General features: G+C 62.5%; 27 protein-coding genes and 2 tRNA genes. 13 read left to right on the top strand and 16 right to left on the bottom strand.

Annotation, left to right across the window (positions count from 1 at the left end):
* Positions 1 to 49 precede the first annotated feature (49 nt).
* The 7 genes from PMI07_RS18045 to PMI07_RS18075 all read right to left on the bottom strand — a co-directional run bounded on the left by PMI07_RS18045 (position 50) and on the right by PMI07_RS18075 (position 5,330).
* Entirely contained in the window at positions 50 to 931 is an 882-nt protein-coding gene (locus tag PMI07_RS18045) for a 3-hydroxybutyryl-CoA dehydrogenase (RefSeq protein WP_007766536.1), read from the bottom strand.
* A gap of 145 nt (positions 932 to 1,076) precedes the next feature.
* The gene (locus PMI07_RS18050; RefSeq protein WP_007766534.1) at positions 1,077 to 2,006 is read right to left on the bottom strand and encodes an electron transfer flavoprotein subunit alpha/FixB family protein; all 930 of its coding nucleotides are present in this window, start codon (positions 2,004 to 2,006) and stop codon (positions 1,077 to 1,079) included.
* Between the two features lie 19 nt (positions 2,007 to 2,025).
* A complete protein-coding gene (locus PMI07_RS18055) occupies positions 2,026 to 2,772 on the bottom strand; it encodes an electron transfer flavoprotein subunit beta/FixA family protein (RefSeq protein WP_007766532.1) in 747 nt (248 codons plus the stop codon).
* Positions 2,773 to 2,911: 139 nt separating this feature from the next.
* Positions 2,912 to 3,658, bottom strand: a complete 747-nt coding sequence (locus tag PMI07_RS18060) for a rhomboid family intramembrane serine protease (protein ID WP_007766531.1) — start codon at positions 3,656 to 3,658, stop codon at positions 2,912 to 2,914.
* A 25-nt stretch (positions 3,659 to 3,683) separates the two neighbouring features.
* Positions 3,684 to 4,256: a cob(I)yrinic acid a,c-diamide adenosyltransferase gene (locus tag PMI07_RS18065; RefSeq protein ID WP_007766529.1), complete on the bottom strand. Its 573-nt coding sequence runs from the start codon at positions 4,254 to 4,256 to the stop codon at positions 3,684 to 3,686.
* Between the two features lie 15 nt (positions 4,257 to 4,271).
* Complete coding sequence (locus PMI07_RS18070; RefSeq protein ID WP_007766527.1) at positions 4,272 to 4,475, bottom strand: twin transmembrane helix small protein; 204 nt, start codon at positions 4,473 to 4,475, stop codon at positions 4,272 to 4,274.
* 21 nt (positions 4,476 to 4,496) lie between these two features.
* Positions 4,497 to 5,330: an SDR family oxidoreductase gene (locus PMI07_RS18075; protein WP_024163897.1), complete on the bottom strand. Its 834-nt coding sequence runs from the start codon at positions 5,328 to 5,330 to the stop codon at positions 4,497 to 4,499.
* Positions 5,331 to 5,400: 70 nt separating this feature from the next.
* Here PMI07_RS18075 and PMI07_RS18080 point away from each other — a divergent pair, with 70 nt between their 5' ends.
* Positions 5,401 to 6,375 carry a YihY/virulence factor BrkB family protein gene (locus PMI07_RS18080; RefSeq protein WP_007766699.1) on the top strand — a complete coding sequence of 325 codons (975 nt, stop codon included), beginning with the start codon at positions 5,401 to 5,403 and terminating at the stop codon, positions 6,373 to 6,375.
* Here PMI07_RS18080 and gluQRS read toward each other — a convergent pair.
* The gene (gene gluQRS / locus PMI07_RS18085; RefSeq protein ID WP_024163898.1) at positions 6,304 to 7,185 is read right to left on the bottom strand and encodes a tRNA glutamyl-Q(34) synthetase GluQRS; all 882 of its coding nucleotides are present in this window, start codon (positions 7,183 to 7,185) and stop codon (positions 6,304 to 6,306) included. The two genes, PMI07_RS18080 and gluQRS, sit on opposite strands and share 72 nt — an antisense overlap.
* Positions 7,186 to 7,234: 49 nt before the next feature.
* Here gluQRS and PMI07_RS18090 point away from each other — a divergent pair, with 49 nt between their 5' ends.
* Together PMI07_RS18090 and PMI07_RS18095 are read left to right on the top strand one after the other, a co-directional pair.
* Positions 7,235 to 7,876 (top strand): DNA-3-methyladenine glycosylase, encoded by a 642-nt coding sequence (locus PMI07_RS18090; protein WP_024163899.1) that lies wholly within the window; start codon positions 7,235 to 7,237, stop codon positions 7,874 to 7,876.
* A gap of 101 nt (positions 7,877 to 7,977) precedes the next feature.
* Complete coding sequence (locus tag PMI07_RS18095) at positions 7,978 to 8,535, top strand: HNH endonuclease (RefSeq protein WP_007767848.1); 558 nt, start codon at positions 7,978 to 7,980, stop codon at positions 8,533 to 8,535.
* A gap of 43 nt (positions 8,536 to 8,578) precedes the next feature.
* Here the strand turns inward: PMI07_RS18095 and PMI07_RS18100 are convergent, their stop codons facing one another.
* Entirely contained in the window at positions 8,579 to 9,094 is a 516-nt protein-coding gene (locus PMI07_RS18100) for a disulfide bond formation protein B (RefSeq protein ID WP_007767844.1), read from the bottom strand.
* Positions 9,095 to 9,357: 263 nt separating this feature from the next.
* Between PMI07_RS18100 and PMI07_RS18105 the strand changes: the two genes are divergently transcribed.
* Positions 9,358 to 9,434, top strand: a tRNA-Arg gene (locus PMI07_RS18105).
* A 205-nt stretch (positions 9,435 to 9,639) separates the two neighbouring features.
* Here the strand turns inward: PMI07_RS18105 and PMI07_RS18110 are convergent.
* From PMI07_RS18110 to PMI07_RS18125, 3 genes are all read right to left on the bottom strand, one after another.
* Positions 9,640 to 10,233: a Swt1 family HEPN domain-containing protein gene (locus PMI07_RS18110; protein WP_007767840.1), complete on the bottom strand. Its 594-nt coding sequence runs from the start codon at positions 10,231 to 10,233 to the stop codon at positions 9,640 to 9,642.
* A gap of 259 nt (positions 10,234 to 10,492) precedes the next feature.
* A complete protein-coding gene (locus PMI07_RS18120; RefSeq protein ID WP_007767834.1) occupies positions 10,493 to 10,957 on the bottom strand; it encodes a DUF5343 domain-containing protein in 465 nt (154 codons plus the stop codon).
* A gap of 241 nt (positions 10,958 to 11,198) precedes the next feature.
* Positions 11,199 to 11,283: transfer RNA gene (locus PMI07_RS18125), tRNA-Leu, on the bottom strand.
* A 245-nt stretch (positions 11,284 to 11,528) separates the two neighbouring features.
* Here PMI07_RS18125 and PMI07_RS18130 point away from each other — a divergent pair.
* Entirely contained in the window at positions 11,529 to 12,179 is a 651-nt protein-coding gene (locus PMI07_RS18130; RefSeq protein WP_007767830.1) for a hypothetical protein, read from the top strand.
* 131 nt (positions 12,180 to 12,310) lie between these two features.
* On the top strand, positions 12,311 to 13,945 hold the full coding sequence (locus tag PMI07_RS18135) for an AMP-binding protein (protein WP_024163900.1): 1,635 nt from the start codon (positions 12,311 to 12,313) through the stop codon (positions 13,943 to 13,945).
* Here PMI07_RS18135 and PMI07_RS18140 read toward each other — a convergent pair whose 3' ends face one another.
* From PMI07_RS18140 to secA, 3 genes are all read right to left on the bottom strand, one after another.
* Positions 13,946 to 15,172 carry a GNAT family N-acetyltransferase gene (locus PMI07_RS18140; protein WP_245277198.1) on the bottom strand — a complete coding sequence of 409 codons (1,227 nt, stop codon included), beginning with the start codon at positions 15,170 to 15,172 and terminating at the stop codon, positions 13,946 to 13,948.
* Positions 15,173 to 15,225: 53 nt separating this feature from the next.
* Positions 15,226 to 16,647, bottom strand: coding sequence for a lipopolysaccharide biosynthesis protein (locus tag PMI07_RS18145; RefSeq protein WP_280949773.1), 1,422 nt, complete (start codon positions 16,645 to 16,647; stop codon positions 15,226 to 15,228).
* Positions 16,648 to 16,827: 180 nt separating this feature from the next.
* A complete protein-coding gene (gene secA / locus PMI07_RS18150; protein ID WP_024163901.1) occupies positions 16,828 to 19,539 on the bottom strand; it encodes a preprotein translocase subunit SecA in 2,712 nt (903 codons plus the stop codon).
* A gap of 253 nt (positions 19,540 to 19,792) precedes the next feature.
* Here secA and PMI07_RS18155 point away from each other — a divergent pair, with 253 nt between their 5' ends.
* The 6 genes from PMI07_RS18155 to PMI07_RS18180 all read left to right on the top strand — a co-directional run bounded on the left by PMI07_RS18155 (position 19,793) and on the right by PMI07_RS18180 (position 23,824).
* The gene (locus PMI07_RS18155; protein WP_007759132.1) at positions 19,793 to 20,662 is read left to right on the top strand and encodes a peptidylprolyl isomerase; all 870 of its coding nucleotides are present in this window, start codon (positions 19,793 to 19,795) and stop codon (positions 20,660 to 20,662) included.
* A gap of 62 nt (positions 20,663 to 20,724) precedes the next feature.
* The gene (argJ, locus tag PMI07_RS18160) at positions 20,725 to 21,966 is read left to right on the top strand and encodes a bifunctional glutamate N-acetyltransferase/amino-acid acetyltransferase ArgJ (RefSeq protein ID WP_007759129.1); all 1,242 of its coding nucleotides are present in this window, start codon (positions 20,725 to 20,727) and stop codon (positions 21,964 to 21,966) included.
* A gap of 5 nt (positions 21,967 to 21,971) precedes the next feature.
* The gene (locus tag PMI07_RS18165) at positions 21,972 to 22,754 is read left to right on the top strand and encodes a GNAT family N-acetyltransferase (protein ID WP_024163902.1); all 783 of its coding nucleotides are present in this window, start codon (positions 21,972 to 21,974) and stop codon (positions 22,752 to 22,754) included.
* Positions 22,751 to 23,164 carry an 8-oxo-dGTP diphosphatase MutT gene (gene mutT / locus PMI07_RS18170; RefSeq protein WP_007774060.1) on the top strand — a complete coding sequence of 138 codons (414 nt, stop codon included), beginning with the start codon at positions 22,751 to 22,753 and terminating at the stop codon, positions 23,162 to 23,164. Before PMI07_RS18165 ends, mutT begins: the two co-directional genes overlap by 4 nt.
* Before the next feature lie 107 nt (positions 23,165 to 23,271).
* Positions 23,272 to 23,592 carry a hypothetical protein gene (locus PMI07_RS18175; protein WP_007774056.1) on the top strand — a complete coding sequence of 107 codons (321 nt, stop codon included), beginning with the start codon at positions 23,272 to 23,274 and terminating at the stop codon, positions 23,590 to 23,592.
* 58 nt (positions 23,593 to 23,650) lie between these two features.
* A complete protein-coding gene (locus PMI07_RS18180; RefSeq protein WP_007774054.1) occupies positions 23,651 to 23,824 on the top strand; it encodes a Flp family type IVb pilin in 174 nt (57 codons plus the stop codon).
* 17 nt (positions 23,825 to 23,841) lie between these two features.
* Here the strand turns inward: PMI07_RS18180 and PMI07_RS18185 are convergent, their stop codons facing one another.
* Positions 23,842 to 24,717 carry a methyltransferase domain-containing protein gene (locus tag PMI07_RS18185; RefSeq protein WP_007774053.1) on the bottom strand — a complete coding sequence of 292 codons (876 nt, stop codon included), beginning with the start codon at positions 24,715 to 24,717 and terminating at the stop codon, positions 23,842 to 23,844.
* Between the two features lie 58 nt (positions 24,718 to 24,775).
* Here PMI07_RS18185 and PMI07_RS18190 point away from each other — a divergent pair, with 58 nt between their 5' ends.
* A complete protein-coding gene (locus PMI07_RS18190) occupies positions 24,776 to 25,552 on the top strand; it encodes a ComF family protein (RefSeq protein ID WP_037087589.1) in 777 nt (258 codons plus the stop codon).
* Positions 25,553 to 25,611 lie beyond the last annotated feature (59 nt).

A 25,611-nucleotide genomic window follows, 5' to 3' on the forward strand; every position in this document is an offset into this window, starting at 1 on the left:
GCGGAATGGCCTAACTGGCAAGGCAAGGATTGCGATGGTTCGTGCCCGCCTACCGCGTCGGAACAGGCGCTTCGCCGCGATAGTCGTAGAACCCGCGGCCGGCTTTGCGGCCGAGCCAGCCGGCTTCGACATATTTCACCAGAAGCGGGCAGGGGCGGTATTTGCTGTCGGCGAGGCCGTCATGCAGGACCTGCATGATCGACAGGCAGGTGTCGAGGCCGATGAAATCGGCGAGCTGCAGCGGGCCCATCGGATGGTTGGCGCCGAGCTTCATGGCGGTGTCGATCGCCTCGACCGAGCCGACGCCTTCATACAGCGTGTAGATCGCCTCGTTGATCATCGGCAGCAGGATGCGGTTGACGATGAAGGCCGGGAAGTCCTCGGCGACCGTCGCCGTCTTTTCGAGCGCGACGACGTAGTCCTTGGCGGCCCGGAAGGTCGGCTCGTCGGTGGCGATGCCGCGCACCAGTTCCACGAGCTTCATGACCGGCACCGGGTTCATGAAATGTATACCCATGAAGCGCTCCGGACGGTCGGTTGCGGACGCCAGGCGGGTAATGGAAAGCGACGAGGTGTTGGTGGCAAGCAGGGCTTCGGGCTTCAGGACCGGACAGACCTGCGCATAAATCTTGCGCTTGACGCTCTCGTCTTCGGTGGCGGCCTCGATCACCATGTCCATCGGGGCGAGATCGTTGAGGTCGGAAGAACCGGAAATCAGTGAAAGAGCAGCCTTGCGCTCGTCATCGCCGAGCTTGCCATTGGAGACCTGGCGGGCGAGATTGCCGTTGATGGTTGCGAGCGCTGCCTCGATCCGGTCCTTGGACACGTCGTACATCTGCACCTTGTAGCCGGCGAGAGCCGAAACATGTGCAATGCCGCAGCCCATCTGGCCTGCTCCGATGACGCCGATGTTCTTTATGACCAAACCCATGGTTTCGCTCCCTGGGCGTTTACGCTATCTCCAGCGTACGCCGATTTTATGAAAATGCCGGACTGCATGTATGCAGTCCGGCAGATTGTTATTCCGCTACTTGCCGTTTTGCCAGCATTTTTCGCGCTTGCGAAATGAACAAGGCTCAAAGCGCCTTTTCGAGCTTCGGCAGGATTTCGAAGAGATCTCCGACGATGCCGTAATCGGCGACCTGGAAGATCGGGGCTTCCTCGTCCTTGTTGATGGCGACGATAACCTTCGAGTCCTTCATGCCGGCAAGATGCTGGATGGCGCCGGAAATACCGACGGCGATATAGAGCGCCGGCGCCACCACCTTGCCGGTCTGGCCGACCTGCCAGTCGTTCGGGGCGTAACCCGCGTCGACTGCGGCGCGCGATGCGCCGACGGCAGCGCCGAGCTTGTCGGCGACGGGCAGGATCACCTCGTTGAACTTCTCGGACGAGCCGAGCGCCCTGCCACCGGAGATGATGATCTTGGCCGAGGTCAGTTCCGGACGTTCGGACGACGACAGCGCATCCGAAACGAAGCTCGACAGGCCGGGGTTCGCCGCAGCCGAGATGGTTTCCACCGAAGCGGAGCCACCTTCACCGGCAGCCTGGAAGGAGGCCGTGCGCACGGTGATCACCTTCTTGGCGTCGGTCGACTGCACCGTCTGGATGGCGTTGCCGGCGTAGATCGGGCGTTTGAACGTGTCGGCCGAGATGACCTCGATGATTTCCGAGACCTGCATGACGTCGAGCAGCGCTGCGACGCGCGGCATGGCGTTCTTGGCCGATGCCGTCGCCGGCGCGATGATAACGTCGTAGGAGCCGGCGAGCGAAACGATGAGGGCCGCCAGCGGCTCGGCGAGGTTGTTGGCAAGACCCGCATCGTCGGCGAGCAGAACCTTGGAAACGCCGGCAAGCTTTGCAGCGGCATCTGCGGCAGCCCTGGCGCCGGCGCCCGCGACCAGCACATGCACGTCGCCGCCGATCTGTATGGCAGCGGTCAGGGCCTTGGCGGTCTGGTCGTTGAGGCTCGAATTGTCGTGTTCTGCCAGAAGAAGAATGGCCATGATGATGTTCTCCCTTTTCTTACAGAACGCCGGCGGTCTTCAACGCGCCGACCAGTTCCTCGACCGTCTTCACCTTGATGCCCGCCTTGCGGCCGCCCGGTTCTTCCGTCTTCAGGACCTTCAGGCGCGGCGCAGTCTCGACGCCGAAATCGGCCGGGGTCTTCTTGTCGAGCGGCTTCTTCTTGGCCTTCATGATGTTCGGCAGCGAGGCGTAGCGCGGCTCGTTCAGGCGCAGGTCGGTGGTGACGACGGCCGGAAGCTTGACTTCGATCGTCTGCAAACCACCGTCGACTTCGCGGGTCACCTTGGCCGAACCGTCGGCGATCTCGATCTTCGAGGCGAAGGTCGCCTGGGGCTGGCCGAGCAGCGCTGCCAGCATCTGGCCGGTCTGGTTCGAATCGTCGTCGATCGCCTGCTTGCCGACGATGATCAGGCCAGGCTGTTCGGCATCGACGATGCCCTTCAAAATCTTGGCCACAGTCAGCGGCTCGACGGCATCGTCGGTCTCGACCAGGATCGCCCGGTCGGCGCCCATGGCAAGTGCGGTGCGCAGGGTTTCTTCGGCCTTGGCCGGGCCGATCGACACGACCACCACTTCCTCGGCCTTGCCCGCTTCCTTCAGACGTAGCGCCTCCTCGACGGAGATTTCGTCGAACGGGTTCATCGACATCTTCACGTTGGCGAGTTCAACGCCCGTTCCATCCGACTTCACACGGATTTTCACGTTGTAATCAACAACCCGCTTCACAGGCACGAGAATCTTCATGGGGTCCTTCCTTGACTATCTCCAGCCGCAAATTGCGACATTTGCCGCGTCCTCATTTGTCAGTGGGCGACATGGATACGCATTTTTCGCGCGATTACAACGCGGATTTGCCGCCGGGCATTGCCGTTTTCTCATAGTTCTATTCGGTTGCCGCAGCGACTCCTGGAACGCCCGGCTTTCGCTCGACAGCCTTCGGGGTAACGATGTTGCGGTCGAACAGCGGCACGCCCTTGCGGCGCATGAACAGCACGAGGATGGCGCCCGCAATGATGCCGCCCACATGCGCGCCCCAGGAGACCATGCCGTCGAGATCGAGCGCCAGCATGGCGAACTGCTGGACGATCCACAGCGCCAGCGGAATAAAGGCCGGCAGCGGCAGCGGAATACGAAAGAGCACCAGTACCCAGACCCGCACGCGCGGATGCAGCAGGAAATAGGCGGCAACGACGCCGGAGATCGCCCCGGATGCACCGATCAGCGGACCTTCCGAATTCGAGGCGACGAAACCGTGGAGAGCGGCGCCCGCCGCTGCGCAGAGGAGATAGAAGGCGAGGAACTTCACATGCCCTAGCGCATCCTCGACATTGTCGCCGAATACCCAGAGGAACAGCATGTTCGAGGCGAGATGCCAGAAATCCATGTGCAGGAAGGCATAGGTGACGAAGGTGAAGTCATCCGGCACGATCACCAGCGACGGATCGAGCGTTGCATAGTTGAAGATCACCGCCGGAATGAAGCCGAGCCCGAGCGAGGCGTGTTCGGCGACTTCAGGCGCGGAGAAATTCGTAAACAGCCAAACCAGCACGTTGACGGCGATGATGCTGATCGTGACGTACTGGACGCGGATGTATTTGAGTTCGACGGCGTCGTGCAGCGGGATGAACATGCTGTGGCTCCTCCGCCCGTTGCGGTTATCGGTTCTTGCCCGGGACCCAGAGTATATCAGCTTTGCCGCCGTCATTGGCGAAACGTGCCGCCACGAACAGAAAGTCGGAAAGCCGGTTGATGTATTTCAGCGCGGCAGTGCCGACGGTCTCGCCCCGCGACAATTCGACCATCAGCCGCTCGGCGCGGCGCGACACGGTGCGGGCGAGATGCAGATGGGCGGCGGCGGTCGAGCCGCCCGGCAGCACGAAGGAGGTCAGCGGATCGAGATGGGCGTTCAGCGCATCGATCTCCGTTTCCAGCCTCGTCGCCTGAGCTTCGACGATGCGAAGCGGCTCGTAGTCCAGCTTTTCGCCGGTATCGGGTGTCGCAAGATCGGCGCCGAGATCGAAGAGGTCGTTCTGGATGCGGAAGAGCATGGCATCGAGTTCGGCCATGCCGGCAGTGTGCAGGCGGGCGAGCCCGATCGTCGAATTGGTCTCGTCGACCGCGCCATAGGCCTCGACGCGCAGGTCGTGCTTGTCGCGACGCGGACCCGACACCAGCGCCGTGGTGCCGTTATCGCCGGTGCGCGTGTAGATCTTGTTGAGCTTTACCATCCGCCATCATCAGAATCAGGTCGGGCGACCACCGCCCGTAATCCAGAGAGTGAGCATGATGAGGACGATTGCAACCGCCTGCAAGAGAATACGCAATTGCATCAGCTTGTTGGATTTGTTGGCGTCGGTGCCCTTGACCATGTTGAACAGCCCGCGGATCAGGACGAGCACGACGAGGCCCATGACGATCAGGGCAAGGACGGTTGTGAAGGTGGACATTGTCGGATTGCTGCCTTTTGCTCAGTCCAGCCGGCGCATCAATTTGTAGAAGAGCGCGGCCGGGAGTATTCTTTTCAGGAAAGCGCCCTGCTTGGCGGGCTTCGTTACCAGATAATGTGGCTTCGGACGAGGCGCGGTCAAGGCATGCGTCAAGACGTCGTAGACCGCTTCCGGGCCAAGTTTATGGCGGCTGATCTGGCCCCGTCCATCGAGGCGCTTGAGCTGCCGCTCGTACTGCTTGGCATGGACCGAACCTTCGAGATCGACATGTTCCTTGATCTTTGCGAGCGCGTTGGCGGTGAAGCGCGAGGTGATCGGTCCGGGTTCGATAAGGCTCACCGCGATGCCGCTGCCTTCGAGCTCCATGCGCATGGTGATGGTCAGGCCTTCGAGCGCGTATTTCGAAGCGGTGTAGGCGCCGCGGTAACGATAGGGCAGGAGCCCCAATATCGACGAACAGTTGACGATGCGGCCCTGGCCCTGTGCACGCATGACCGGGATAACCCGCCGCGTCAGCTCGTGCCAACCGAAGAAATTGGTCTCGAACTGCACGCGCAGCACGTCGGTCTCCAAGTCCTCCACGGCACCCGCCTGGCCGTAGGCGCCGTTGTTGAACAGCGCATCGAGACGTCCGCCGGTGCGCTCGAGCACCGCTTCGACCAAGGCTGCGATCGTATCCGGCTGGGTATAGTCCATCAGCAGGGCATCGATGCCGTCCGCCTCCAGGGCTGCGAGATCGGCTTGCCCGCGCACCGTCGCGAACACCCGCCAGCCGTCCGCCTTCAGAGCCCGGGCGCAATGAGCGCCGATGCCGGAGGAACAGCCGGTAACGATGATCGTTCTATTTTCGGGCATTGAATAAGGTTCCCTGTACAATCGAAAGAGTTCCTCCCATATTTCCCGCCACGTCACAACGGAGTTGCAATTGTCCGAAGAAAACCGCCCCGTCCGGTGGTATCGCCTCGCCTTCAAGGTGCTTTGGGACGCCTATTGGCACTTCTCGGATGACGATGGCTGGGCCATGGCGAGCCATGTGGCGCTCTCCGGCCTGCTGGCGCTGTTTCCGTTCCTGATCTTCGGTACGGCGCTTGCCGGTTTTCTGGGCGCCGGCGGTTTTTCGGAAACCGCGGTGCATCTGCTCTTCGACACCTGGCCGGCGAATATCGCCGCGCCGATCGCGTCGGAAATCCGCCAGGTGCTGGAAATCCCGCGCGGCGGGCTGCTGACGATCTCGGTCCTGGCGGCGGCCTATTTCGCCTCCAACGGCGTCGAGGCGCTTCGGATTTCCCTCAACCGCGCCTACCGCGTGACGGAAACCCGGCCCTGGTACGTGACCCGTCTCGCCAGCCTTGGTTACGTGATCGTCGCCGTCGTCATCTTCGCGGTGATCAGCATCGTGCTGGTTGCCGTGCCGGTGGCGCTCCGTTTTGCCGAAACCCGTTTTCCCTGGCTGGTCGGCGACCTGACGCGCGCCGCCAACTGGGGCCTCTATGGCACGGCCCTGCTTTTGATGCTGGGGTTGCTGCTCTCGCACAAATGGCTGCCGGCAGGGCGCCGGCGGATCATCGACGTCCTGCCTGGCGTGACGCTGACGATCGTCATCTGGACCGCCTTCGGCCTCGGTTTCGCCTCCTACCTGTCGAGCTTCGCCAATTATGCCGCGACCTATGCGGGGCTGGCATCGATCATGATCGTGCTGGTCTTCCTCTACATGATCAGCGTGATCTTCATTCTCGGCGCCGAGCTCAACGCCGCCCTGATGAAATACCGGATCTACTCGGTCTTCAACCGGTTCCGGCGGGAACGGCGCCAACGCGGGGAAGCGTTGTCAAAGGCCAAGGAGGCGACGGATATCACTGAGGCCGAGACCCTGGTCGCGAAGCGACGCGAGCCCGGTTGAACCCTCGCTTTTCGACAGTTTCCTGCCGTCCGCGCCGAGCACCAGCCGGTGGTGGTGGTAGATCGGCTGCGGCAGCCCCAGCAGGTCCTGCAGCAGCCGGTGCACGGCCGTCGCCTCGAAGAGGTCGAGCCCGCGCACCACATGGGTGATCCCCTGCGCGGCGTCGTCCACAGTCACCGACAGATGGTAGCTCGACGGGGCATCGGAGCGGGAGAGGACCACATCGCCCCAGACCGACGGATCGGCGAGAATCTCGCCGCGATCTCCGTCGCCGGTCTCGGTCCAGCTCAACGGTGCCGCGATCAGATCGAGAGCCTTTTTCATGTCGAGACGGAAGGCGTGCCGGACACCATCGGCGATCAGCCTCCGCCGCTCGGCCTCGCCGCGATGCCGGTCGTCGCCGGGATAAAGCGGGGAACCGTCCGGATCGCGCGGCCAGCTCTTTCCGCTCGCTTCGTAAGTCGCGACTTTGGCCTTCACCTCGCCGCGGGTCAGAAAGGCCGGATAGACCAGCTCCATGTCGGTCAATCGGTCGAGCGCCGCATGGTAGGCGTCGAAATGTTCGGATTGCCGCCGCACCGGCTCTTCCCATCCAAGCCCCAGCCAGGCGAGATCGCGATAGATCGCCGCCTCGAATTCCGGGGTGCAGCGCGTCAGGTCGATATCCTCGATTCGCAGCAGGAAACGGCCGCCGTTTGCAGCCGCCATGTCGTGGTTGATAAGCGCCGACAGGGCGTGGCCGAGATGCAGAAGCCCGTTCGGGCTTGGCGCGAAACGATAGACCGATTTATCTGAAGGCGAGGCGGGCATGATGTCTTCTGCCACGCTTTTGGAAAAACGGCCATGGGAGAGGTAAGGCGTGTCCATCATCCGCGATCATTCGGACATCCAGGCGGGTCTCGAGGCGCTGATCGCGATCGACCCGCGGCTGGCAGTGGTCGTCGAGGCCTCCGGCCCGGTGCCGCTCAGGCTGAACGAGCCGGGTTTTTCGGGCCTTGCCTCGATCGTCGTCTCGCAGATGGTGTCGCGGGCGAGCGCCGAGGCGATCTGGCGGCGGATAACGGCCGCCGGTCCGGTCACTGCCGCCGGGTACCGGGCGCTCGACCCCGCCATCGTCGCCACGTTCGGCCTGTCGCGGGCCAAGGCGGCGACGCTTCTCCATTTGTCCACAGCAATTTCGGAAGGGTCTTTCGATCTCGCCTCCGTCTGCGCGCTCGAAACGGCCGAGGCGATCCGGCAGATGGTAGCACTTCCCGGCATCGGCCCCTGGACGGCGGAAGTCTATCTGATGTTCTGCGGCGGACATGCCGATATCTTCCCGGCCGGCGACGTGGCGCTGCAGGCGGCGGTCGCCCATGCGTTCGGGCTTGAAGCACGTCCTTCGTCCAGAAATCTGGCTGCTGCGGCGGGCCTCTGGAGCCCGTGGCGTTCCGTCGCAGCAAGGCTTTTCTGGGCCTATTACGCGGCGAAAATGCGTCGTGATGTCACACCTTTGGCCTGAAGCCGGGCCAGAGTATCCCACTGCATTTATTGGGCTTCACAATCCTGTAACAACGGACCTAATATAGAAAGGACAGATGCCGAATCGGGTAGGAGCGTCATTTGACGATTGCAGTCTCCCCGCAGGCCCTGCCGGCGCTCGTTCTGAACGCTGACTACCGGCCGCTGAGTTATTATCCCTTGTCGCTTTGGTCCTGGCAGGACGCGATCAAGGCAGTTTTTCTTGACCGTGTGAACATCATCGCGGAATACGATCACTCGGTCTGCTCGCCGAGCTTCTCTATGAAGCTTCCGAGCGTCGTCAGCCTGAAGACCTATGTCCAGCCGACCCGCAACCCGGCCTTCACCCGGTTCAACGTCTTCCTGCGCGACCGGTTCGAATGCCAGTATTGCGGCGAACACGACGACCTGACCTTCGACCACGTCATCCCGCGCGCCCATGGCGGCGAGACGACCTGGGAAAATGTCGTGGCCGCCTGCTCGCCCTGCAACTTGCGGAAAGGCAGCAAGCTGCCCAAGCAGGCCGCCATGTTCCCGCACCAGAAGCCCTATCAGCCGACGGTGCAGGACCTGCACAATAACGGCCGGCTCTTCCCGCCGAACTATCTGCACGAAAGCTGGATGGACTATCTCTACTGGGATACGGAACTGCAGCCGTAAGACGGAACGGATCGAGCCGGTATTCGACAGGATGAAGGCCGCCTCAGGCGGCCTTTTTTGCGCCGACGAAGGCGATGGCGGCGAGGATCACGCTCGCAATCACGTTCCAGCCGGCAAACGAGAGACCAGCCACGCGAAGGGCCGCTTCCGTGCAGGACGGGCCATGCACCGTGTTCAGGTCCGACAGCAGGCTGCCGGCATTGGTGGTGACGCCCGCGCCGCCGCCGCAGCTTGCCGGACCTTCCCAGAAAGCCCATTCAACGCCCGAGTGATAGACGCCCATGCCGGCGCCGACCAGCATCATCACGCCGATAACGACGAGCAGCGCGCGGGTGACCCAGGCGGGCAGGCCGATCGCCGCAACGACGATCGCCAGAATGCCGACCGGGATGCCGTAATAATAGGGATTGCGCTGCAGCAGGCAGAGCGCGCAGGGGATGTAACCGCCGATATACTGAAAGGCGAGGGCCCCGCCAACGGTCGCCGCCATGCCGAGGGTCAGGACGACGGCATAACCGATGCCGGCGCGGGAACGGGGTGTGGAAGCTGTCAGCGCCATGCGCCTCTCCTGATATGCATTTCGACCGGCCGGGACGCCATGGCCTCACTTAGAGCAGATGCGCCGGCGCGGTAAGACAAATTATTTTGAACTCGGCACCCTGATCGCCCGCGGGGCAGGAAACCATGAGGCCCCTGACCGCAAGGAAAACAGAGTATCGCCATCAGATGATTTGTGCCCATCGCAAATTGGCGATTGATGCGGGCTACGTCCTGAGCTAAGAACCACCATCGGACGGAGGCGAGTCATCGCCTTTCAGGTTAGCACCCGTAGCTCAGCTGGATAGAGTGTTGGATTCCGATTCCAAAGGTCACAGGTTCGAATCCTGTCGGGTGCGCCATTTTTCTCAGGGTCCGTTCTGGACACATACGTCGCCGTATAAATGTGGACTGAGTACCACATAGCGCGGATTCTGACGGCATGAACGCGGATTTACCCAAGCCTAAACAGTTCCGGACGGTCTTGCATGGTCACCCGCATTAGCGTCAATTCCACGCGATCAGCTTTAAAGCCTGTTGCTAGTTCACTGCCCTTCGAGCGAAGTTCTATTCCATGAGCTTGTACCAGTCGCGTATGGCCAGCTTCAGCCGGATCGCCTCTTCCTCCGGCAGAAAATTACAATGGGCGATTGGCCCTCGAACGAGGTTCAGACGGTTGATGACGCGAAGAACCCTATTTCGCGTAGCATTGGAGAACATCCCTGAAAAGACATCCCAGTTGTCCTTCACGATTTCGCCGAGTTCGCCGAAGGTCGTGTAGTCAATTAGGCGGTCCGAACGAGGAGGCAGTCCTTCAGCCGCCTCGCGATCGTAGTTTTTTTGAACGTTCTCTCTTAAGACCTGCGGGACGCAGGTCTTCCACCAGTCGTTTCCACTGCTCTCGAGCATCGTCGCCTCGATCAGCTCTCTGATGTCGTTTTCGAGCGCGTAGAAGAGCTTGTAGAACTCGCTCATCCGCTCGGCGGCAGCGAGCGTTTCGAAGTCTACCTGCCTCAAGTAGTCGGCGACGAGCGAGTCAGCCTGGGCTTCAAGCGCGCCTCTCGTATTGCCGATCCTGTTGACATTGAAGGCGGTCCGAAGATCGCGAGTTATCACCGCATTCTTGAGGATGAACAGCTCGATGTGATCTTCCTGGCTCATCTGAGGAGATTGTCCCGCAGACTTTTGAAAATGGCGTTGAAGACCGCAATGTTCTCGGTTTCTGGCAGAACGATGTTTATCTGGTACGATAGTCCGAGCTTCACTCCGCTAACCGGACGATCCTGGGGAATCCTTTCAGAAGCATTCCCGACGTCGGTCTCTCGCCCTGCATCCGACTCCTTTGCGGCGTCGGTCGTAATGAACGCGCGAACCGCTTCGAAGGAGGCGTACATCAGGCGGATAATAGCGTCGGTTCTCTTCAGCCCGGTAATTTCGACGAGAGGACGTCCTTTACAGCGTTCTCGTCGGCGCGGTGCACGAATTCTTTCCGCCTGAACAGCTCGCCAAACGCGTTCCGCAATCCTTCGTAGGCCGCTTGGCTCCGACCGCCATCGGTCTTGAACTTCGAGTACAAAGTCGTGGGCGAACCGTCAGGACTGAGAAACTGCATCTTCTTTAACATCGGGGGCACCGCTCTGGCCCCACCACCCGTCAGGTGGAGGATCGTCTCCATGAAGTCGGGGCTGAACTTGTCGGGCCGCTCCGCAGCTATGATCCCTTCTAGGGCGCGTTTGAACACGCCGGGAGACGGCGTATAGGGAACGCCGCCTTTGATCTCTCTTGGCTTGCCTCTGTCGGCGGAGGACGCAGGAGCTTCCTCCAGCACGTCGTTGTTATCTTCCTCCGCTTTCGCGATGCCTGTAGGATTCGGTTGCTTTGCCATGATGTCTCCCAGCCGACGGGAGCTTATCGCAACGGTCTGCGTCTGCAAGGTGTCCGCGGACTTATGTGCAACTATCCTTTCGGGATAAATCGGGCGACAGTATGCCGGTTTCGGTCGCGGTCTGAGCCGACGGGTTGCCGGGAATCGAAGCCCTGAAAGGCGCGGCTCAATCCGGCCACACGCAAGCTGCCGCTTCGGCCAAAATCGAAACGCGCAATTATGTCAACGTTTTCAAGATTTGTGGTGCCCCGTGCCGGAATCGAACCAGCACTCCTCTCGGAACCTGATTTTGAGTCAGGCGCGTCTACCAATTCCGCCAACGGGGCACTCGGGTAGCGGTATGCGCTCTATCACGGCGTCGCACCGGCATGCAAGGGTGAAGTGAAGGCGCAATCCCGTCTGCTCCATGCCTGCGAGGTTGTCCCGGATCAAGGCAGCCGGATGTGGATTTTTCCCTTTCCTTAACGGCATATCGCCGTTGTTTAGCATCTCCTGAAACATGTGTGCCGCCTGGACATTCGGTTCTCGGAGGTCCGGCAATGGTGCCGGGTTTCGGAAGGAGAAGACTATCATGCGGAAATCATTGCGTGTCCTGTTACTGTCCGGATGCCTCGCCCTGCCTTTTACCGGGCAGAGTTTTGCGCAGGGCCTGTCGGTTGGCGGCGAGAATGGCGTCAGCGCCGATGTGAATACGAGCGACGGGATCGCTACCGATGTCTCCGTTGGCGGAACCGGCGGCGTCAATGCCGATGTCGGCATCGGCGGCAGCAGCGGCGTGGCGGATGCGGATGCGACGGCGGGCGGGCGTGATGGTCTGAATGCCGATGCGAATGTCGATGGAGAGGATGGGCTAGATGGGGATGCGGCCGTTTCTCTCGGAGGCAGAAATGGCGTCAATGCCGGCCTTGCGCTCGGTAGCGGCGATGGCGTCGATGCCGGGACGACCGCATCGATCGGCGGCGGCAGTCCCGGTGCGGCTTCCGGTCCCGGTTTGCTCGGCCTCGGAGGCACAGGGATCGGCGCAGCCCCATTGGCCGGTGCAGGCGCCGCGGGTGCTCCGGGTGTAGGCGGGCTCACCGCCCCGCAGCTCCAGGCCTTCCAGGCGATGTCCGAAACCGAGCAGCGCCGCCTGCTCACCCGCTGCGCAGATCTCGCCTCTGGCGGCGGCGATGCGGCATTGGAATCGCTCTGCCGCATGCTGCGGATGAGCGCCTCGCGTTGATCTGCCTGGTATTCGAAGCCCATCCCCATCGCAGGGGATGGGTTTCTCCATATCAGGTCCCCTCCGATGTCCCCCTTGTATTTTCGGCATCCCGGATGTTAGCTGGTGCAGCAAAAATAGAAGCGCTGCCCATGAAACTGCCCGCCCGTACCTCCTATGAAGACCTTTTTGGCGATTTCGCCTGGGAGATCCCAGAGCGATTCAATATGGGAGAGGTGGTCAGCGATGCCTGGGCGAAAGAATTTCCGGAGCGCATCTGTCTCCAGCATTTCAGCACGGATGGCGATCATCGGGCGCTGACCTATGGCGCGCTGTCCAAGCGGTCCGCCGCGCTGGCGAATGCCTTTGTCGCCCTCGGGCTGAAGCCCGGCGATCGGGTGGCTTTGCTGCTGCCGCAGAGTTTCGAGACGGTGATCGCGCATGTGGCGATCTACAAGATGGGCGGCATCGCCCTGCCGCTGGCGTTGCTGTTCGGGGCAGAAGCGCTCGAATACCGACTGAAGGCATCCGGGGCGACAGCTATTGTCACCAACCCCTTCGGCCTATCGCGGCTTGCGGATCTGCGCGAAAAGCTGCCGGAGTTGCGGCATGTCATCGTCACGGGCGAGGCGCCGGCCGGCGAGGGCCTTCTGGGGCTCGATGCGTTGATAACCGCCCATCCTCCCGTGTTCGAGGTTGTCGATAGCGGTCCGGACGATCCGGCGCTGATGATCTTTACCTCCGGCACGACCGGGCCACCGAAGGCGGCGCTGCATGGTCACCGGGTGCTGGCAGGCCATATCCCGGGTTTCCAGCTGGCGCATGAATTCGCGCCGCAGGAAGGCGACCGGATCTGGACGCCGTCGGACTGGGCCTGGGCGGGCGGCCTGCTCAACGTGCTGCTGCCGGCGCTGATGCTCGGCATTCCGGTCGTCTCCTCGCCGGCCCAAAAATTCGATGCGGACATGGCCTTCCGGATCATGAGCGAGATGGACGTGCGCAATGCCTTCATTCCGCCGACGGCGCTCCGGCTCCTGAAATCGGTCGAAAAGCCGCTCGAAAAATACGATCTCAAGCTTCGGACGATCGCCTCGGCCGGCGAGGCGCTGGGCCGTGAGACCTATGACTGGGCAAAGGCGGCGCTGGGGCTGACGGTCAACGAATTCTACGGCCAGACCGAATGCAATTTCGTGCTGTCCTCGGCCGCCAATCTTGGCGTGTCGCGCGGCGGGGCGATCGGGCGGGCGGTACCCGGCCATCATGTGGCGGTGGTCGATGGCAAGGGCATTGAGCTGCCGGCCGGCAAGATGGGCCAGATCGCCATCCGCCGTCCGGATCCGGTGATGTTTCTCGGTTACTGGAACGACGAGGCTGCGACGGAAGCAAAATTCGTCGGCGACTGGCTGATCACGGGCGATCTCGGCCGGAAGGACAGCGATGGTTATGTGGAGTTCATCGGGCGGGACGACGACGTGATCACATCGTCCGGTTACCGCATCGGGCCGAGCGAGATCGAGGACTGTCTGACCGGCCATCCGGCGGTGCGGCTGGCGGCCGTGGTCGGCAAGCCGGACCCGATCCGCACCGAGATCGTCAAGGCCTATATCGCGCTCGCACCGGGCTATCTTCCCAGCGATGAGTTGGCTGCGGAAGTCAGCGACTGGGTGAAGACGCGGCTCTCCATGCACGAATATCCGCGCGAGGTGGCCTTCGTCGACGACATTCCGCTGACGACCAGCGGCAAGGTCATCCGCCGGCTGCTGCGGGACAAGGCGGCCGCAGAGTAGTTATTCCGAACGGCCGGCGAGCGACATGATCTTTTCCCGGAGCATGCGGGCCATGTTGCGGGTGTTGCGGTAGAGGTGAAGCTGGGCTGCCACCTGGCGCACGTCGCGGTCGCCGTTCTGGCGCAGGCCGATCACGAGCGTGCCCATGTCCTCGCGCTCTTCCCAGAAGCGGCTCATGATCGGGTGGTCGGGAACCGCGCAACTGTCGGTGCGCGTGATGTTGGCGTCTTCGAGATGCCATTCGGTCAGCTTCACCATCAAGAGCTTGCCGGGCGAGAACTGGGAAAAGCCCTCGTCGTAGGCGGTCTTCCACGTATAGGCCTCGCCGGCCATGATGAAGACGATGAGCGAAGCGATCGCGCGGCCGTCGAAATCGATGGTGTGGATGCGGACCGCATCGACTTCCGCCAGGTTAGTGATCGCTTCGCGGGCGAAGGCGGCGCGGTAGCGGTCGTTGATCAGGGCCGAGCGTTTGCGGCCCTTCCAGCCCTTGGCTTCGAGCGCCAGGAATTCCTCCATCCGCAGCCGGATCTCCTCCGGCTGGCGGGCGACCGAATAGGAAAGCGTGCCCTTCGATCCCAGATTGCGCCATAGGCGGCGCATTTCGCGATAGTGGTGCGACGAGATCGCGTGCTTGAGATAGGCCTCGCCGTCGAGCAGGCTTTCGAGCATCGGCCGCAGATAGGGATCGGTGACGGTGACCGGCAGGTTGCGACCGATCGCGACGGCCTTGGCAAGCTGCGCGAACGGGCCGGAGAGCCGTACGTCCGGCATGACCAGCACGGAGGGGAGGCGGGCTTCGCGCATGCTCAGCGCGTCGAAAAGGTTGTCGATCGTCTCGGCCGAATCTTCCGCATCGACGAGCGGCGTGCCGATCGGGCCGAACGGATTGGCCCAGGCGCGAATGATCGAGGCGCCAACGGAAAAGCCGGGCTTTTCGATCGTGAACGGCATCAGCAGCCGCATGCGGCTGCGCGCACCCGTCTCGTCGCGGATCAGCGCCAGGCGGACCTGCTTGTCCTCGACCCGCGGCATGGCGGGGGCGAGCAGCCGGGCGGAGAAGAAGATGTTCGGCTCGAGCGCGCGGTTGGAGAGGAACTCGAGTTCTTCCTGCAGGTCGTAACCGAAGGCGGCGGGATAGAGGCAGAGTTCGCGGCCCGGCCGGCCGACCTGGAGATGCGTGTCGGCGTCAGGCCGTTCTGCGCGAAATGCCTGGATCATGCTCATCCGGCCGCCGCCATTGCCCTCGAATTCGCTGCTGAACGGGGGTAACGCCATGGTCAGGAAGCCTTTGAAGGAGCAGAGGGCGTCGGATCGGCAAACGCGAAGAGCACGATGCCGAGCGTGCGGCGGACTGCGATATGCAACAGGATCGCCTCGATCATCATCGAAGATGCCGTGGCCATCGCGGCACCCGTCAGGCCGAAGCGGGGGATCAGCGCCATGTTGAGGCCGATGCTCGCCGACAGCGTTACGGCGTAGAGCACGACACAGAGCTTCTGGCGGCCCGCCATGCTGAGCAGCACCTCGCCGGGGCCGACCATGGATTTGGCGAGGATGCCGCAAAACAGGATCGCCATCAGCCAGTAGCCGGCGGTGAACGCGCTGCCGAACAGCGACAGAAGCAGTTCGCCGGATGCGAGAGCCGCGAGCCCGACGGCCAGCGACGGCCAGAAGCTCCAGCGCACGGTCTGGCCGGCAAAGGCGGCCAGCGCCGGCATGTCCTCCTCGGCCATGATCGCGGAAAAGCGGGGGCCAGCTGCGGCCTTGATGGAGAAATAGACGAACTGGACGAGCACGATCGTCTTTGCGGCGGCGTAGTAGATGCCGACCTGGTCCGGCGGCAGGTAGAGGCCGACAACGACCACGTCCGCATTGGTCAGCAGGAACCCGATGCCGTCGACGAGGAAGAGCGGCAGCGAATAACGGAACCAGGCGCCGATCTCGAACTGCATCGGGCCTGGTCCGTAAAGCCGGCGCAGGCGCAGCGTCAGGCGCAGGAGCTGCGAGAGCGTCGTGACATAGGTCGCGGCAAGGGCGGCCTCCATGGCGGTGACGGCTGTGTGCGGAGCGCCGAACCAGAGGGCTGCCAGCATGAAGGCGAGGATCAGGGTCGGGCGGATCAGGTAGGTGGGCGAGAGCGCAGTCACCGTCCAGCCGTTCGAGCGCGCCGTGCCGTCGAGCACGTCGCCGAGCGCGATCATCGGCATTGTGAAGAAGGCGAGCGCCACCGGCACGAGATAATAGGCCTCCACCGTGTGGCCGTAGACATGCAGGAACAGCAAACCGAGGCCGGCCACCGTGCTAGCCGAAATGAGCGCCACCAGGCGGACGGTGAGATTGAGCCCGCGCACCGTCGCCACCTCGTCGCGCGCCTTGTGCTGGTGCAGGAAGCGGATCACGGAGGTGTGGAAACCGAGGCAGGAGAGATTGCCGGCGAGCACGACCAGAACCCAGACGAAGGCGAAGATGCCGTATTCGAACTCGCCCATCAGGCGGGCGAGCACGATCTGCGACACGAAGGCGATGGCGGCGCTGAAGACGCGGATCACGAAGGCGATCAGGGCACGGCGCTGGGCACGGGCGGTCTCGTCGTCATCGGTGAGGATCGATTGAAGCTTGCGCGTCAGCGGAGCGAGCCGGGTCCTCAGACCAGGCGGAAGCAATCTTTCCGCTGTTTCGATAACCGCCATGATGGGCACGCAATACTCTAACGGAGACGGGAACAATGGGCAAAAGTGTTGCCACAGCAGGGTTAAGAAAGGGTTCGCCCAAGTGGGTAAAGGAGGTTAAAGGGTTGACGGTCATGCAGGCCCTGCCGCGGAAACGAAAACGCCGCCCGGGAAGGGCGGCGCTTGCATGACCGGGTTTTCGGATGAGCCTCAGGCCTGTTCGAAGGCGCCGTGGCAGTGCTTGTATTTCTTGCCGGATCCACAAGGGCAGGCCTCGTTGCGGCCGATCTTGCCCCAGGTGGAAGGATCTTCCGGACGGCGGTCTTCCGGCGCGGCGATGAAGTTCTCGCTGTCGAAGCCGGTGACCTGATTGAGGCCGGTCGTCGGATCGACATGCTGTTCGTCGTAGATCGCCGGCGGCTGCGGCGGTTCCGGGTTCTGCACCAGCTCGACGCGCATGAGCTGGGCGGTGACCGCCTCGCGCAGGTTGGCGAGCAGGGCCTGGAACAGCTCGAAGGCTTCCGCCTTGTATTCCTGCAGCGGATCGCGCTGGGCGTAACCGCGGAAGCCGATGACCGAGCGCAGATGGTCGAGGTTGACGATATGCTCGCGCCACAGGTGGTCGAGCGTCTGGAGCAGCACGGAGCGCTCCACATAGGTCATGATGTCGGCGCCGAAGCGCTCCTTGCGGTCGGCGGCAGCCTTGTCGGCAACCTCGGTGATGCGTTCGCGGATATCGGTCTCGCCGATGCCTTCTTCCTTGACCCAGTCCTCGATCGGCAGGTCGAGATTGAGAAGGCGGCCGACGTCTTCGCGCAGGCCCGCGGCATTCCACTGTTCGGCATAGGCGCGCTCGGGAATGTGCTTGGTGACAAGAATCTCGATCACCTCGGCGCGCATTTCCTCGACGACTTCCGAAACGTCAGGCGAATCCATCATCTCGATGCGCTGTTCGAAGATCACCTTGCGCTGGTCGTTGGTGACGTCGTCGTATTTCAGAAGGTTCTTGCGGATGTCGAAGTTGCGGGCTTCGACCTTCTTCTGGGCGCGTTCGAGCGCCTTGTTGATCCAGGGATGGACGATCGCTTCGCCTTCCTTGAGGCCAAGCTTCTGCAGCATGCCGTCCATGCGGTCGGAACCGAAGATGCGCATCAGGTCGTCCTGGAGCGACAGGTAGAATTTCGAGCGGCCCGGGTCGCCCTGACGGCCGGAACGGCCGCGCAGCTGGTTGTCGATGCGGCGGCTTTCGTGGCGTTCGGTGGCAATGACGTAGAGGCCGCCGGCAGCCAGCGCCTTTTCCTTGAGCTGCCTGACTTCTTCACGGCTTGCCGCTTCCAGCGCATCGCGCTCCGGACCCGGCTCCATGCCTTCGAGCTCGCGCTCGAGGCGCATGTCGATATTGCCGCCGAGCTGGATGTCGGTACCGCGGCCGGCCATGTTGGTGGCGATCGTGACGGCGCCCGGCACGCCGGCCTGGGAGACGATATAGGCTTCCTGCTCGTGATAACGGGCATTCAGCACCTGGAAATTGTTGAAGCCGGACTGGCGCAGCATGGTTGCCAGCAGTTCCGACTTCTCGATCGAGGTCGTGCCGACGAGAACCGGCTGGCCGCGCTCGTGAGCGTCCTTGATCTCGGCGATGATCGCCTTGAACTTTTCCTCGAAGGTCCGGTAGACCTCGTCGTCCTCGTCGATACGCTGGATCGGCAGGTTGGTCGGCACTTCGACCACCTCGAGCTTGTAGATGTTGCCGAACTCTTCCGCTTCGGTCTGGGCCGTACCGGTCATGCCGGCGAGCTTTCCGTACATGCGGAAATAGTTCTGGAAGGTGATCGAGGAGAGCGTCTGGTTCTCCGGCTGGATCTGCACCTTTTCCTTGGCTTCGAGCGCCTGATGCTGGCCTTCCGAATACCGACGGCCGGGCATCATGCGGCCCGTGAATTCGTCGATGATGACGATCTCGTCGTTGCGGACGATATAGTCCTTGTCGCGGGTGAAGAGCTTGTGGGCCTTCAGCGCGTTGTTGATGTGGTGGACGATCGCGACGTTCTCGACGTCGTATAGGGATTCGCCCTTGAGCAGGCCTGCCTGGCGCAGCAGGTTCTCCAGCTTTTCGGTACCGGCCTCGGAGAAGTTGGCGGAACGCTGCTTCTCGTCGATCTCGTAATCTTCCGGCGTCAGGACGGGGATGAAGGCATCGATCGTGTTGTAGAGTTCCGAACGGTCGTCGAGCGGGCCGGAAATGATCAGCGGCGTGCGCGCCTCGTCGACCAGGATCGAGTCCACTTCGTCGACGATCGCGTAATTGTGTCCGCGCTGGACCATCTGGCTGCGCTCGTACTTCATGTTATCGCGCAGATAATCGAAGCCGAGTTCGTTGTTGGTGGCGTAGGTGATGTCGCAGGCGTAGTTGGCGCGGCGCTGGTCGTCGTCGAGGCCATGCACGATGACGCCGGTGGTCAGGCCCAGGAAGCCGTAGAGCTTGCCCATCGTGTGGGCGTCGCGCTGGGCGAGGTAGTCGTTGACGGTGACCACATGCACGCCCTTGCCGGCGAGCGCGTTGAGATAGACGGGCAATGTCGCCACCAGCGTCTTGCCTTCGCCGGTCTTCATCTCGGCAATCGCGCCATCGTGAAGGATCATGCCGCCGGTCAGCTGCACGTCGAACGGGCGCATGCCGAGCACGCGGCGGGACGCCTCGCGCACCACCGCAAAGGCGGGGATCAGGATGTCATCGAGCGTCTTGCCTTCGGCGAGCAGTTTCCTGAACTCCACCGTCTGGCCTGCAAGCTGTTCGTCGGAGAGAGCCTTGGTCTTCTCCTCGATTGCATTGATGGCGTCGATAGTTGGCCGGTAACCGCGCACGCGGCGATCGTTTGCCGAACCGAACAATTTGCGGGCGATGCCGCCAAGGCTGACCATACGAATGGTCCTTTCTGAAATCTGTCCCATGGGGGCGCGGGACCGGTCGAACTATCGGTTTCTGACGCCGATAAAATGACCCGTCACGCCCGGAAACTCTGCTGGACGCGAAGTTGCGTGACAGATAAGAGGGGGGTCGAATGATGTCAACGGTGGCGGCCGATACAGAATGGCCACAATCCGGTGTTTGTGAAGGTTTTCTGGCCGGAATCAGGGCTTCTGAAACCGGTACCCTATCGAAAGGTCTTTATCGATGTTGCGCCACAAATTTCTCATGACGGCCGCGCTGGCCGCCGCGATCCTCTGCCAGGCTCCTGCCTTTGCGGCGGAAGATCCGGTCGTTGCCAAGGTCGGTGACCTGGAAATCCACCAGTCGGAACTGGACATTGCAGTCCAGAATCTCGACCCGCAGCTCGCCCAGCTTCCGGACGACCAGAAGAAGGTCGCAGCCCTTTCCGGCGCCATCGACGTCAAGCTGCTCGCCAAGGGCGCTCTCGCCGAAGGCATCAAGGACACGCCCGATTTTAAGAAGCGGATGGAATATATCGCCGATCGCGAGCTGCATAACGCCTATTTCCGCAAGCATGTGATCGATGCCACCACCCCGGCAGAGGTCAAGGCCCGTTACGACAAGGAAATCGCCTCCCTGCCGAAGCAGGAAGAGGTGCATGCCCGCCACATCCTGGTGAAGACCGAGGAAGAGGCCAAGGCCGTCATCGCCGACCTCGACAAGGGCAAGGATTTCGCCGCGATCGCCAAGGAAAAGTCCCAGGATTCCAACAAGGACGAAGGCGGCGACCTCGGCTGGTTCGGCCGCGGCCGCATGGTTCCGGAATTCGAGGAAGCCGCTTTCGCGTTGAAGAAGGGCGAATACACCAAGACCCCGGTCAAGTCGCAGTTCGGCTTTCACGTCATCAAGCTCGAAGAGACGCGCGATGCTCCGGCACCGGCTTTCGAACAGGTCGAGGACCAGGTCAAGCAGCTCGTGATGCGCGACAAGTATGTCGCTCTCATCACCAAGGCCAAGAGCGAGCAGAAGATCGACATCATGGATGCGGGCCTCAAGAAGGGCTATGACGACGTCAGCAAGATGCAGGACGGCGACGTGCCGGCCCAGCAGTAATCTTTTGACGACGGGCCCGGATCTTCCGGGCCCTTTTCCTATTTGAGCCAGGTAGTTTTCCGATGTCCGATTCCGTTTCGCCGCTTGCTCCGAAATCCTATCCCGACATGCCGGCGATCCGCGGCGTGCGCATGGCGACCGCCGCCGCCGGGATCAAGTACAAGAACCGCACCGACGTTCTGATGATGGTGTTCGACAAGCCGGCGACTGTCGCCGGCGTCTTCACCCGCTCCAAGTGCCCTTCGGCACCGGTCGATTTCTGCCGCGCCAATCTGTCGCACGGGGTTGCCCGCGCCGTGGTCGTCAATTCCGGCAATGCCAACGCGTTTACCGGTGTCAGGGGCAAGGCTGCGACTGAACTCACCGCAAAATCGGCCTCCGAGGCGGTCGGTTGCGGCCAGAACGAGGTCTATCTGGCTTCGACCGGCGTCATCGGCGAACCGCTGGACGCGACGAAATTCGCCGGCGTGCTCGGCGACATGAACAGCGGCGCCGTCGGCGACTTCTGGCTGGAAGCGGCACGAGCGATCATGACCACCGACACCTATCCGAAGGTCGCGACCCGCACCGCCGAGATCGGCGGCGTCAAGGTGACGATCAACGGCATCTCCAAGGGCGCCGGCATGATCGCCCCCGACATGGCGACCATGCTGTCCTTCGTGGCGACCGATGCCGACATCGCATCGCCGGCGCTGCAGAGCCTGCTGTCCGCCGGCGTTGGCCCCACCTTCAATTCGGTCACCGTAGACAGTGACACCTCGACCTCCGATACGCTGATGCTGTTTGCCACTGGTGCCGCCGCCGCAGATGGCCAGGCTCGCGTCGAAACTGCCGATGATCCGCGCCTCATGAGCTTCCGCGCGGCGCTCAACGATCTCTTGAAGGATCTCGCCTTGCAGGTCGTTCGCGACGGCGAAGGCGCCCGCAAGATGGTCGAGATCACCGTCACCGGCGCCGAAAGCGATGCCGCGGCCAAGACGATCGCTCTTTCGATCGCCAATTCGCCGCTGGTCAAGACCGCGGTCGCCGGCGAGGACGCCAATTGGGGCCGTATCGTCATGGCCGTCGGCAAGTCGGGCGAAATGGCTGACCGCGACCGGTTGGCGATCTGGTTCGGCGATGTGCGCGTCGCCGTCGACGGCGAGCGCGATCCGGCCTATTCCGAAGCCGCGACCACTGCGGTCATGAAGGAACAGGACATTCCGGTGAAGGTCGATATCGGTCTCGGCAACGGCCGGGCGACAGTCTGGACCTGCGACCTCACCAAGGAATATGTTGCCATCAACGGCGACTACCGGAGCTGACGGGATTGAACGAAGCATCCTCTCCTCAGAACGATCTGCCATTGGTCAGGCGGCTCGAAGCCGTCGGCTTTCGAGCCTGGCCGGCGGCGTCCGTCGTTTATGACGGAAGCTGGCAGGTGCGGTTGACCGGTGGTCATCCTTCCAAGCGCCTGAACTGCATCGTGCCGCTCGACCCGTCCGATCACCGCGACATGGGGATGCGGCTGGAGAAGGCGCGCAAGCGGTTCGAGGATTATGGCCGTCAACTGGTCGTCCGGGAGACGCCGCTCGCTCCTCCCAAGCTCATCGAACATCTCGATGCTGCCGGCTGGCGAGTTTTCGAGACCGTCGACGTCCTGACCGTCAACCTCACCGAACTGGAACTGCCGGACACGCTCGATTACCTGCCGAGCCACGATATCGGCCGGTTCTGCGATGCAAGCCTTGCCGTCGACGGCGAGGATCCGGCACTGAAGCCGGCACTTGCGGAGATCCTGAGCTCGATCAAGCCGACCTCCGGTTTCTTCATCAAGGAGAACCCGCAGGAAGGGGCCGCCGCCGTGGCTCTCTGCGTGCAGGACAACGATCTCGCCGGCATCATCTCCTTTGCCGTCGCCGAGGCGCATCGCCGCGAGGGTCTCGGCACCGAGATCCTGTCCTCGGCGTTGCGCTGGGCCCGGATCAGCGGCGCTCGGTCGGCCTGGCTGCAGGTGGTTTCGACCAACGAACCGGCACTGGCGCTCTATCGGAAGTTCAGCTTCCGCAAGGCCTATGAATACCGTTACTGGCGGCAGGAAGGCCGGGCATGAGCGACGCGCCCCGCAAGATCCTGCTCGTTGCCGCCTGCGCGCTGATCGATACCGACGGCCGCATCCTTCTGGCGCAGCGGCCCGAAGGCAAGTCGCTCGCCGGCCTCTGGGAGTTTCCCGGCGGCAAGGTCGAACCCGGTGAAACACCGGAGGAGACGCTGGTGCGCGAACTCGAGGAAGAGCTCGGCATCCAGACCAAGATCCCGTGCCTTGCGCCGCTCACCTTCGCCAGCCACACCTACGAGAGCTTCCATCTCCTGATGCCGCTTTATGTCTGCCGGCGGTTCGAAGGCATCCCGACGGGGCGGGAAGGACAGGCGATCAAATGGGTGCGGCCCAACGCGCTACGCGACTACCCGATGCCGCCGGCCGACGAGCCGCTGATCCCAATCCTGCAGGATCTGCTCTGATCGATAAAATTAGAACAATCGAATTTATCCTGCGTTAAGGGATCGTTTAGCCGATTGTGGCACCTTCAAGGCTTATCCGGTAACGCGTTGACGAGGCTTTAGAAGGCATGGACGAGGAATTCTGGAAAACTGTGCGGGTCCGTCAGCGGACGACGCATGGCTCCGGCAAAACCGGCGCGCTCAATATCGCACTCCTGTTCGGGACGGCCGCGATCGCTCTTTCGCTGATCGTGACGCCGATGCTGGCCGGCCGCAATGACGACCGCCGGCTGGCGCATGTCCAGGAAGATTTCGACCTGATCAGCACGGGCTCCATCAAGCCCGGCGAAAAGGGCGCAAGACATTATACGATCCGGCGCAGCGTATTGCAGGAAACGCCCGGTTCGGTCTGCATCGTACAGGGCTATGGCGTCGGCAGCGACTGCTGATTAAATGTTGTAATATAATCTGGCGGCTTACGAATTCTTTCGTTCAAAAGGGCAATTCATGCGTCTCTTCCGGTCCTTCATACGCGACGAGCGCGGGGCGACGGCTGTGGAATATGGCCTCATCATCGCGATCATCTCGCTGTCAATGATCGCCGGTTTCACCACTTTTGCCGACGCATTGACGAATACGTTCGAAACCGTCTCTAACCACGTAGACAAGCCTATTCCCTGAATTCGGGTCGAGGCCGCTCAGCGCGGGGCACGGTTGTTCAACGCGTCGGCAAGACGCATCTTGGCGGAGCCCGGCTTCAAAGGCTTCTGCTGGCTTTCGTGCGGTGCCCAGCCGGAGGCATAGATGATCGAGAAGGTCGCGCGGATGCGGCCGTCCGGGTCGGAATAACGCTCTGCATAAAGCTCGGCCGCCCTCACGAAGAAACGCCGCGTCACCGGCACCCGGCTGCGGCCGGCGAGCGGATTGGTCATGCCCATGGCGCGCAGGTCGCGCATCAGCGGGAAAAGCGAGTCGTAGCGCACCGTATAGGTCTCGGCATCAACGACCGGCAGCGAGAAGCCGGCCCGCTGCAGGAGGGCGCCGACATCGCGCACATCGGCGAAGGGAATGACGCGCGGGCTTGCGCCGCCCGTCAGTTCCGCCTCGGCGGAGAGAAGGACGTCGCGCATTTCCTGAAGAGTACCCGAGCCCGGGATCGCCGCCAAGAAAAGCCCGTCGGGCTTCAGCGCCCGGCGGATGCGGATCAGGGTGCCGGGCGTATCGTTGACCAGATGCAGCGACAGCGGCGACAGGAGGAGATTGACGGATTCGGGCTCGAGCGGCACCTCATCCAATGAAGCCGCGGTGAAGGCATCTCCGGGCTTTGCAAAGGCGGCGTCGGTTTCGATACGGCTCAAGGTGCCGATCTTGCCGGTGGCCAGCGCCTCACGGGCGGCGATGCCGGTTCCGCCATGCAGTTCGACCGCCGTCTCGAACCGGCGCTCGACGACGGCCAGGCGATCCGCAAGTTCGCGGGCGGCGATGTCCAGGAGGAATGCGGCATTGCTGTCTTGGGCGGTTATCGCGCGTCGGCGCCGTGCGCTCACAAGCTGTTCGTCGAAAAGAATTTCCATGGTCGTCCACTCGTATTCTGCCGTCGCAAAGGCGCGCTCCGTGGGTTATTGTCAAGTCATGTCCGCCGAGCCCAACATCAACCCCTTGCGACTTCTAACATCGTTCGCCGCGGGGTGGACGAGATGGGTCGGCGATTTCGTCTATCCGCCGACCTGTCCCGGCTGCGGGGTCAGAACCGGGGCACATCGGGGCTTCTGCCCTTCCTGCTGGCGGGAGATCCGTTTCATCGAGCGGCCCTATTGCGAGAAACTCGGGCTGCCATTCTCCTACGATCCGGGACCGGGCATCCTGTCCGCACAGGCGATCGCCGAACCGCCCGTCTTCGACCGCCTGCGCTCGGCGGCGATCTTCGAGGGGGCGGCGCGCGACCTCGTCCATTCGCTGAAATACCGGGACCGCACCGACCTTGCGGCGATGATGGCGGGCTGGATGCTGCGTGCCTCCGACGGGCACGTGGCAAACTGCGAGGGGATCGTTCCCGTGCCGCTGCACCGCTCGCGCTTCGCCTTGCGGAAATTCAACCAGGCGGCGGAGCTTGCCCGGCATCTGTCGCGGCAATCCGGCCAGCCGTTCCTGCCCGCGACCCTCATTCGCGTCAAGCGCACGAACCGGCAGGTGGGGCTTTCGGCGCGGGCCCGGGAGGACAATGTGCGAGCGGCTTTCGCAATCGCGCCGGGCCAGGAGGACCGCGTGTTCGGCAAGCGGCTGGTGCTGGTCGACGACGTCTATACGACCGGTGCGACGGTTTCTTCCGCCACGCGGGCGCTGAGGAAAGCAGGGGCTGCGGAGGTCACGGTTTTGACCTTTGCAATGGCTGTCGCCGGGCCTATATGAACAGAAGAAGACACTATTGCGCGCGGCCTTTTCCCGGCTTCCTTTCCCCTGGGCCGCGC

Origin of the sequence: Rhizobium sp. CF080 (genome assembly GCF_000282095.2) — a bacterium.
Taxonomy (GTDB): domain Bacteria; phylum Pseudomonadota; class Alphaproteobacteria; order Rhizobiales; family Rhizobiaceae; genus Neorhizobium.

Coding starts and splice junctions, on each gene's coding strand:
- PMI07_RS18045 (WP_007766536.1), bottom strand. CDS start 931: ATGGGTTTGGTCATAAAGAACATCGGCGTCATCGGAGCAGGCCAGATG.
- PMI07_RS18050 (WP_007766534.1), bottom strand. CDS start 2,006: ATGGCCATTCTTCTTCTGGCAGAACACGACAATTCGAGCCTCAACGAC.
- PMI07_RS18055 (WP_007766532.1), bottom strand. CDS start 2,772: ATGAAGATTCTCGTGCCTGTGAAGCGGGTTGTTGATTACAACGTGAAA.
- PMI07_RS18060 (WP_007766531.1), bottom strand. CDS start 3,658: ATGTTCATCCCGCTGCACGACGCCGTCGAACTCAAATACATCCGCGTC.
- PMI07_RS18065 (WP_007766529.1), bottom strand. CDS start 4,256: ATGGTAAAGCTCAACAAGATCTACACGCGCACCGGCGATAACGGCACC.
- PMI07_RS18070 (WP_007766527.1), bottom strand. CDS start 4,475: ATGTCCACCTTCACAACCGTCCTTGCCCTGATCGTCATGGGCCTCGTC.
- PMI07_RS18075 (WP_024163897.1), bottom strand. CDS start 5,330: ATGCCCGAAAATAGAACGATCATCGTTACCGGCTGTTCCTCCGGCATC.
- gluQRS (WP_024163898.1), bottom strand. CDS start 7,185: ATGCCCGCCTCGCCTTCAGATAAATCGGTCTATCGTTTCGCGCCAAGC.
- PMI07_RS18100 (WP_007767844.1), bottom strand. CDS start 9,094: ATGGCGCTGACAGCTTCCACACCCCGTTCCCGCGCCGGCATCGGTTAT.
- PMI07_RS18110 (WP_007767840.1), bottom strand. CDS start 10,233: ATGAGCCAGGAAGATCACATCGAGCTGTTCATCCTCAAGAATGCGGTG.
- PMI07_RS18120 (WP_007767834.1), bottom strand. CDS start 10,957: ATGGCAAAGCAACCGAATCCTACAGGCATCGCGAAAGCGGAGGAAGAT.
- PMI07_RS18130 (WP_007767830.1), top strand. CDS start 11,529: ATGCGGAAATCATTGCGTGTCCTGTTACTGTCCGGATGCCTCGCCCTG.
- PMI07_RS18135 (WP_024163900.1), top strand. CDS start 12,311: ATGAAACTGCCCGCCCGTACCTCCTATGAAGACCTTTTTGGCGATTTC.
- PMI07_RS18140 (WP_245277198.1), bottom strand. CDS start 15,172: ATGAGCATGATCCAGGCATTTCGCGCAGAACGGCCTGACGCCGACACG.
- secA (WP_024163901.1), bottom strand. CDS start 19,539: ATGGTCAGCCTTGGCGGCATCGCCCGCAAATTGTTCGGTTCGGCAAAC.
- PMI07_RS18155 (WP_007759132.1), top strand. CDS start 19,793: ATGTTGCGCCACAAATTTCTCATGACGGCCGCGCTGGCCGCCGCGATC.
- argJ (WP_007759129.1), top strand. CDS start 20,725: ATGTCCGATTCCGTTTCGCCGCTTGCTCCGAAATCCTATCCCGACATG.
- mutT (WP_007774060.1), top strand. CDS start 22,751: ATGAGCGACGCGCCCCGCAAGATCCTGCTCGTTGCCGCCTGCGCGCTG.
- PMI07_RS18175 (WP_007774056.1), top strand. CDS start 23,272: ATGGACGAGGAATTCTGGAAAACTGTGCGGGTCCGTCAGCGGACGACG.
- PMI07_RS18180 (WP_007774054.1), top strand. CDS start 23,651: ATGCGTCTCTTCCGGTCCTTCATACGCGACGAGCGCGGGGCGACGGCT.
- PMI07_RS18185 (WP_007774053.1), bottom strand. CDS start 24,717: ATGGAAATTCTTTTCGACGAACAGCTTGTGAGCGCACGGCGCCGACGC.
- PMI07_RS18190 (WP_037087589.1), top strand. CDS start 24,776: ATGTCCGCCGAGCCCAACATCAACCCCTTGCGACTTCTAACATCGTTC.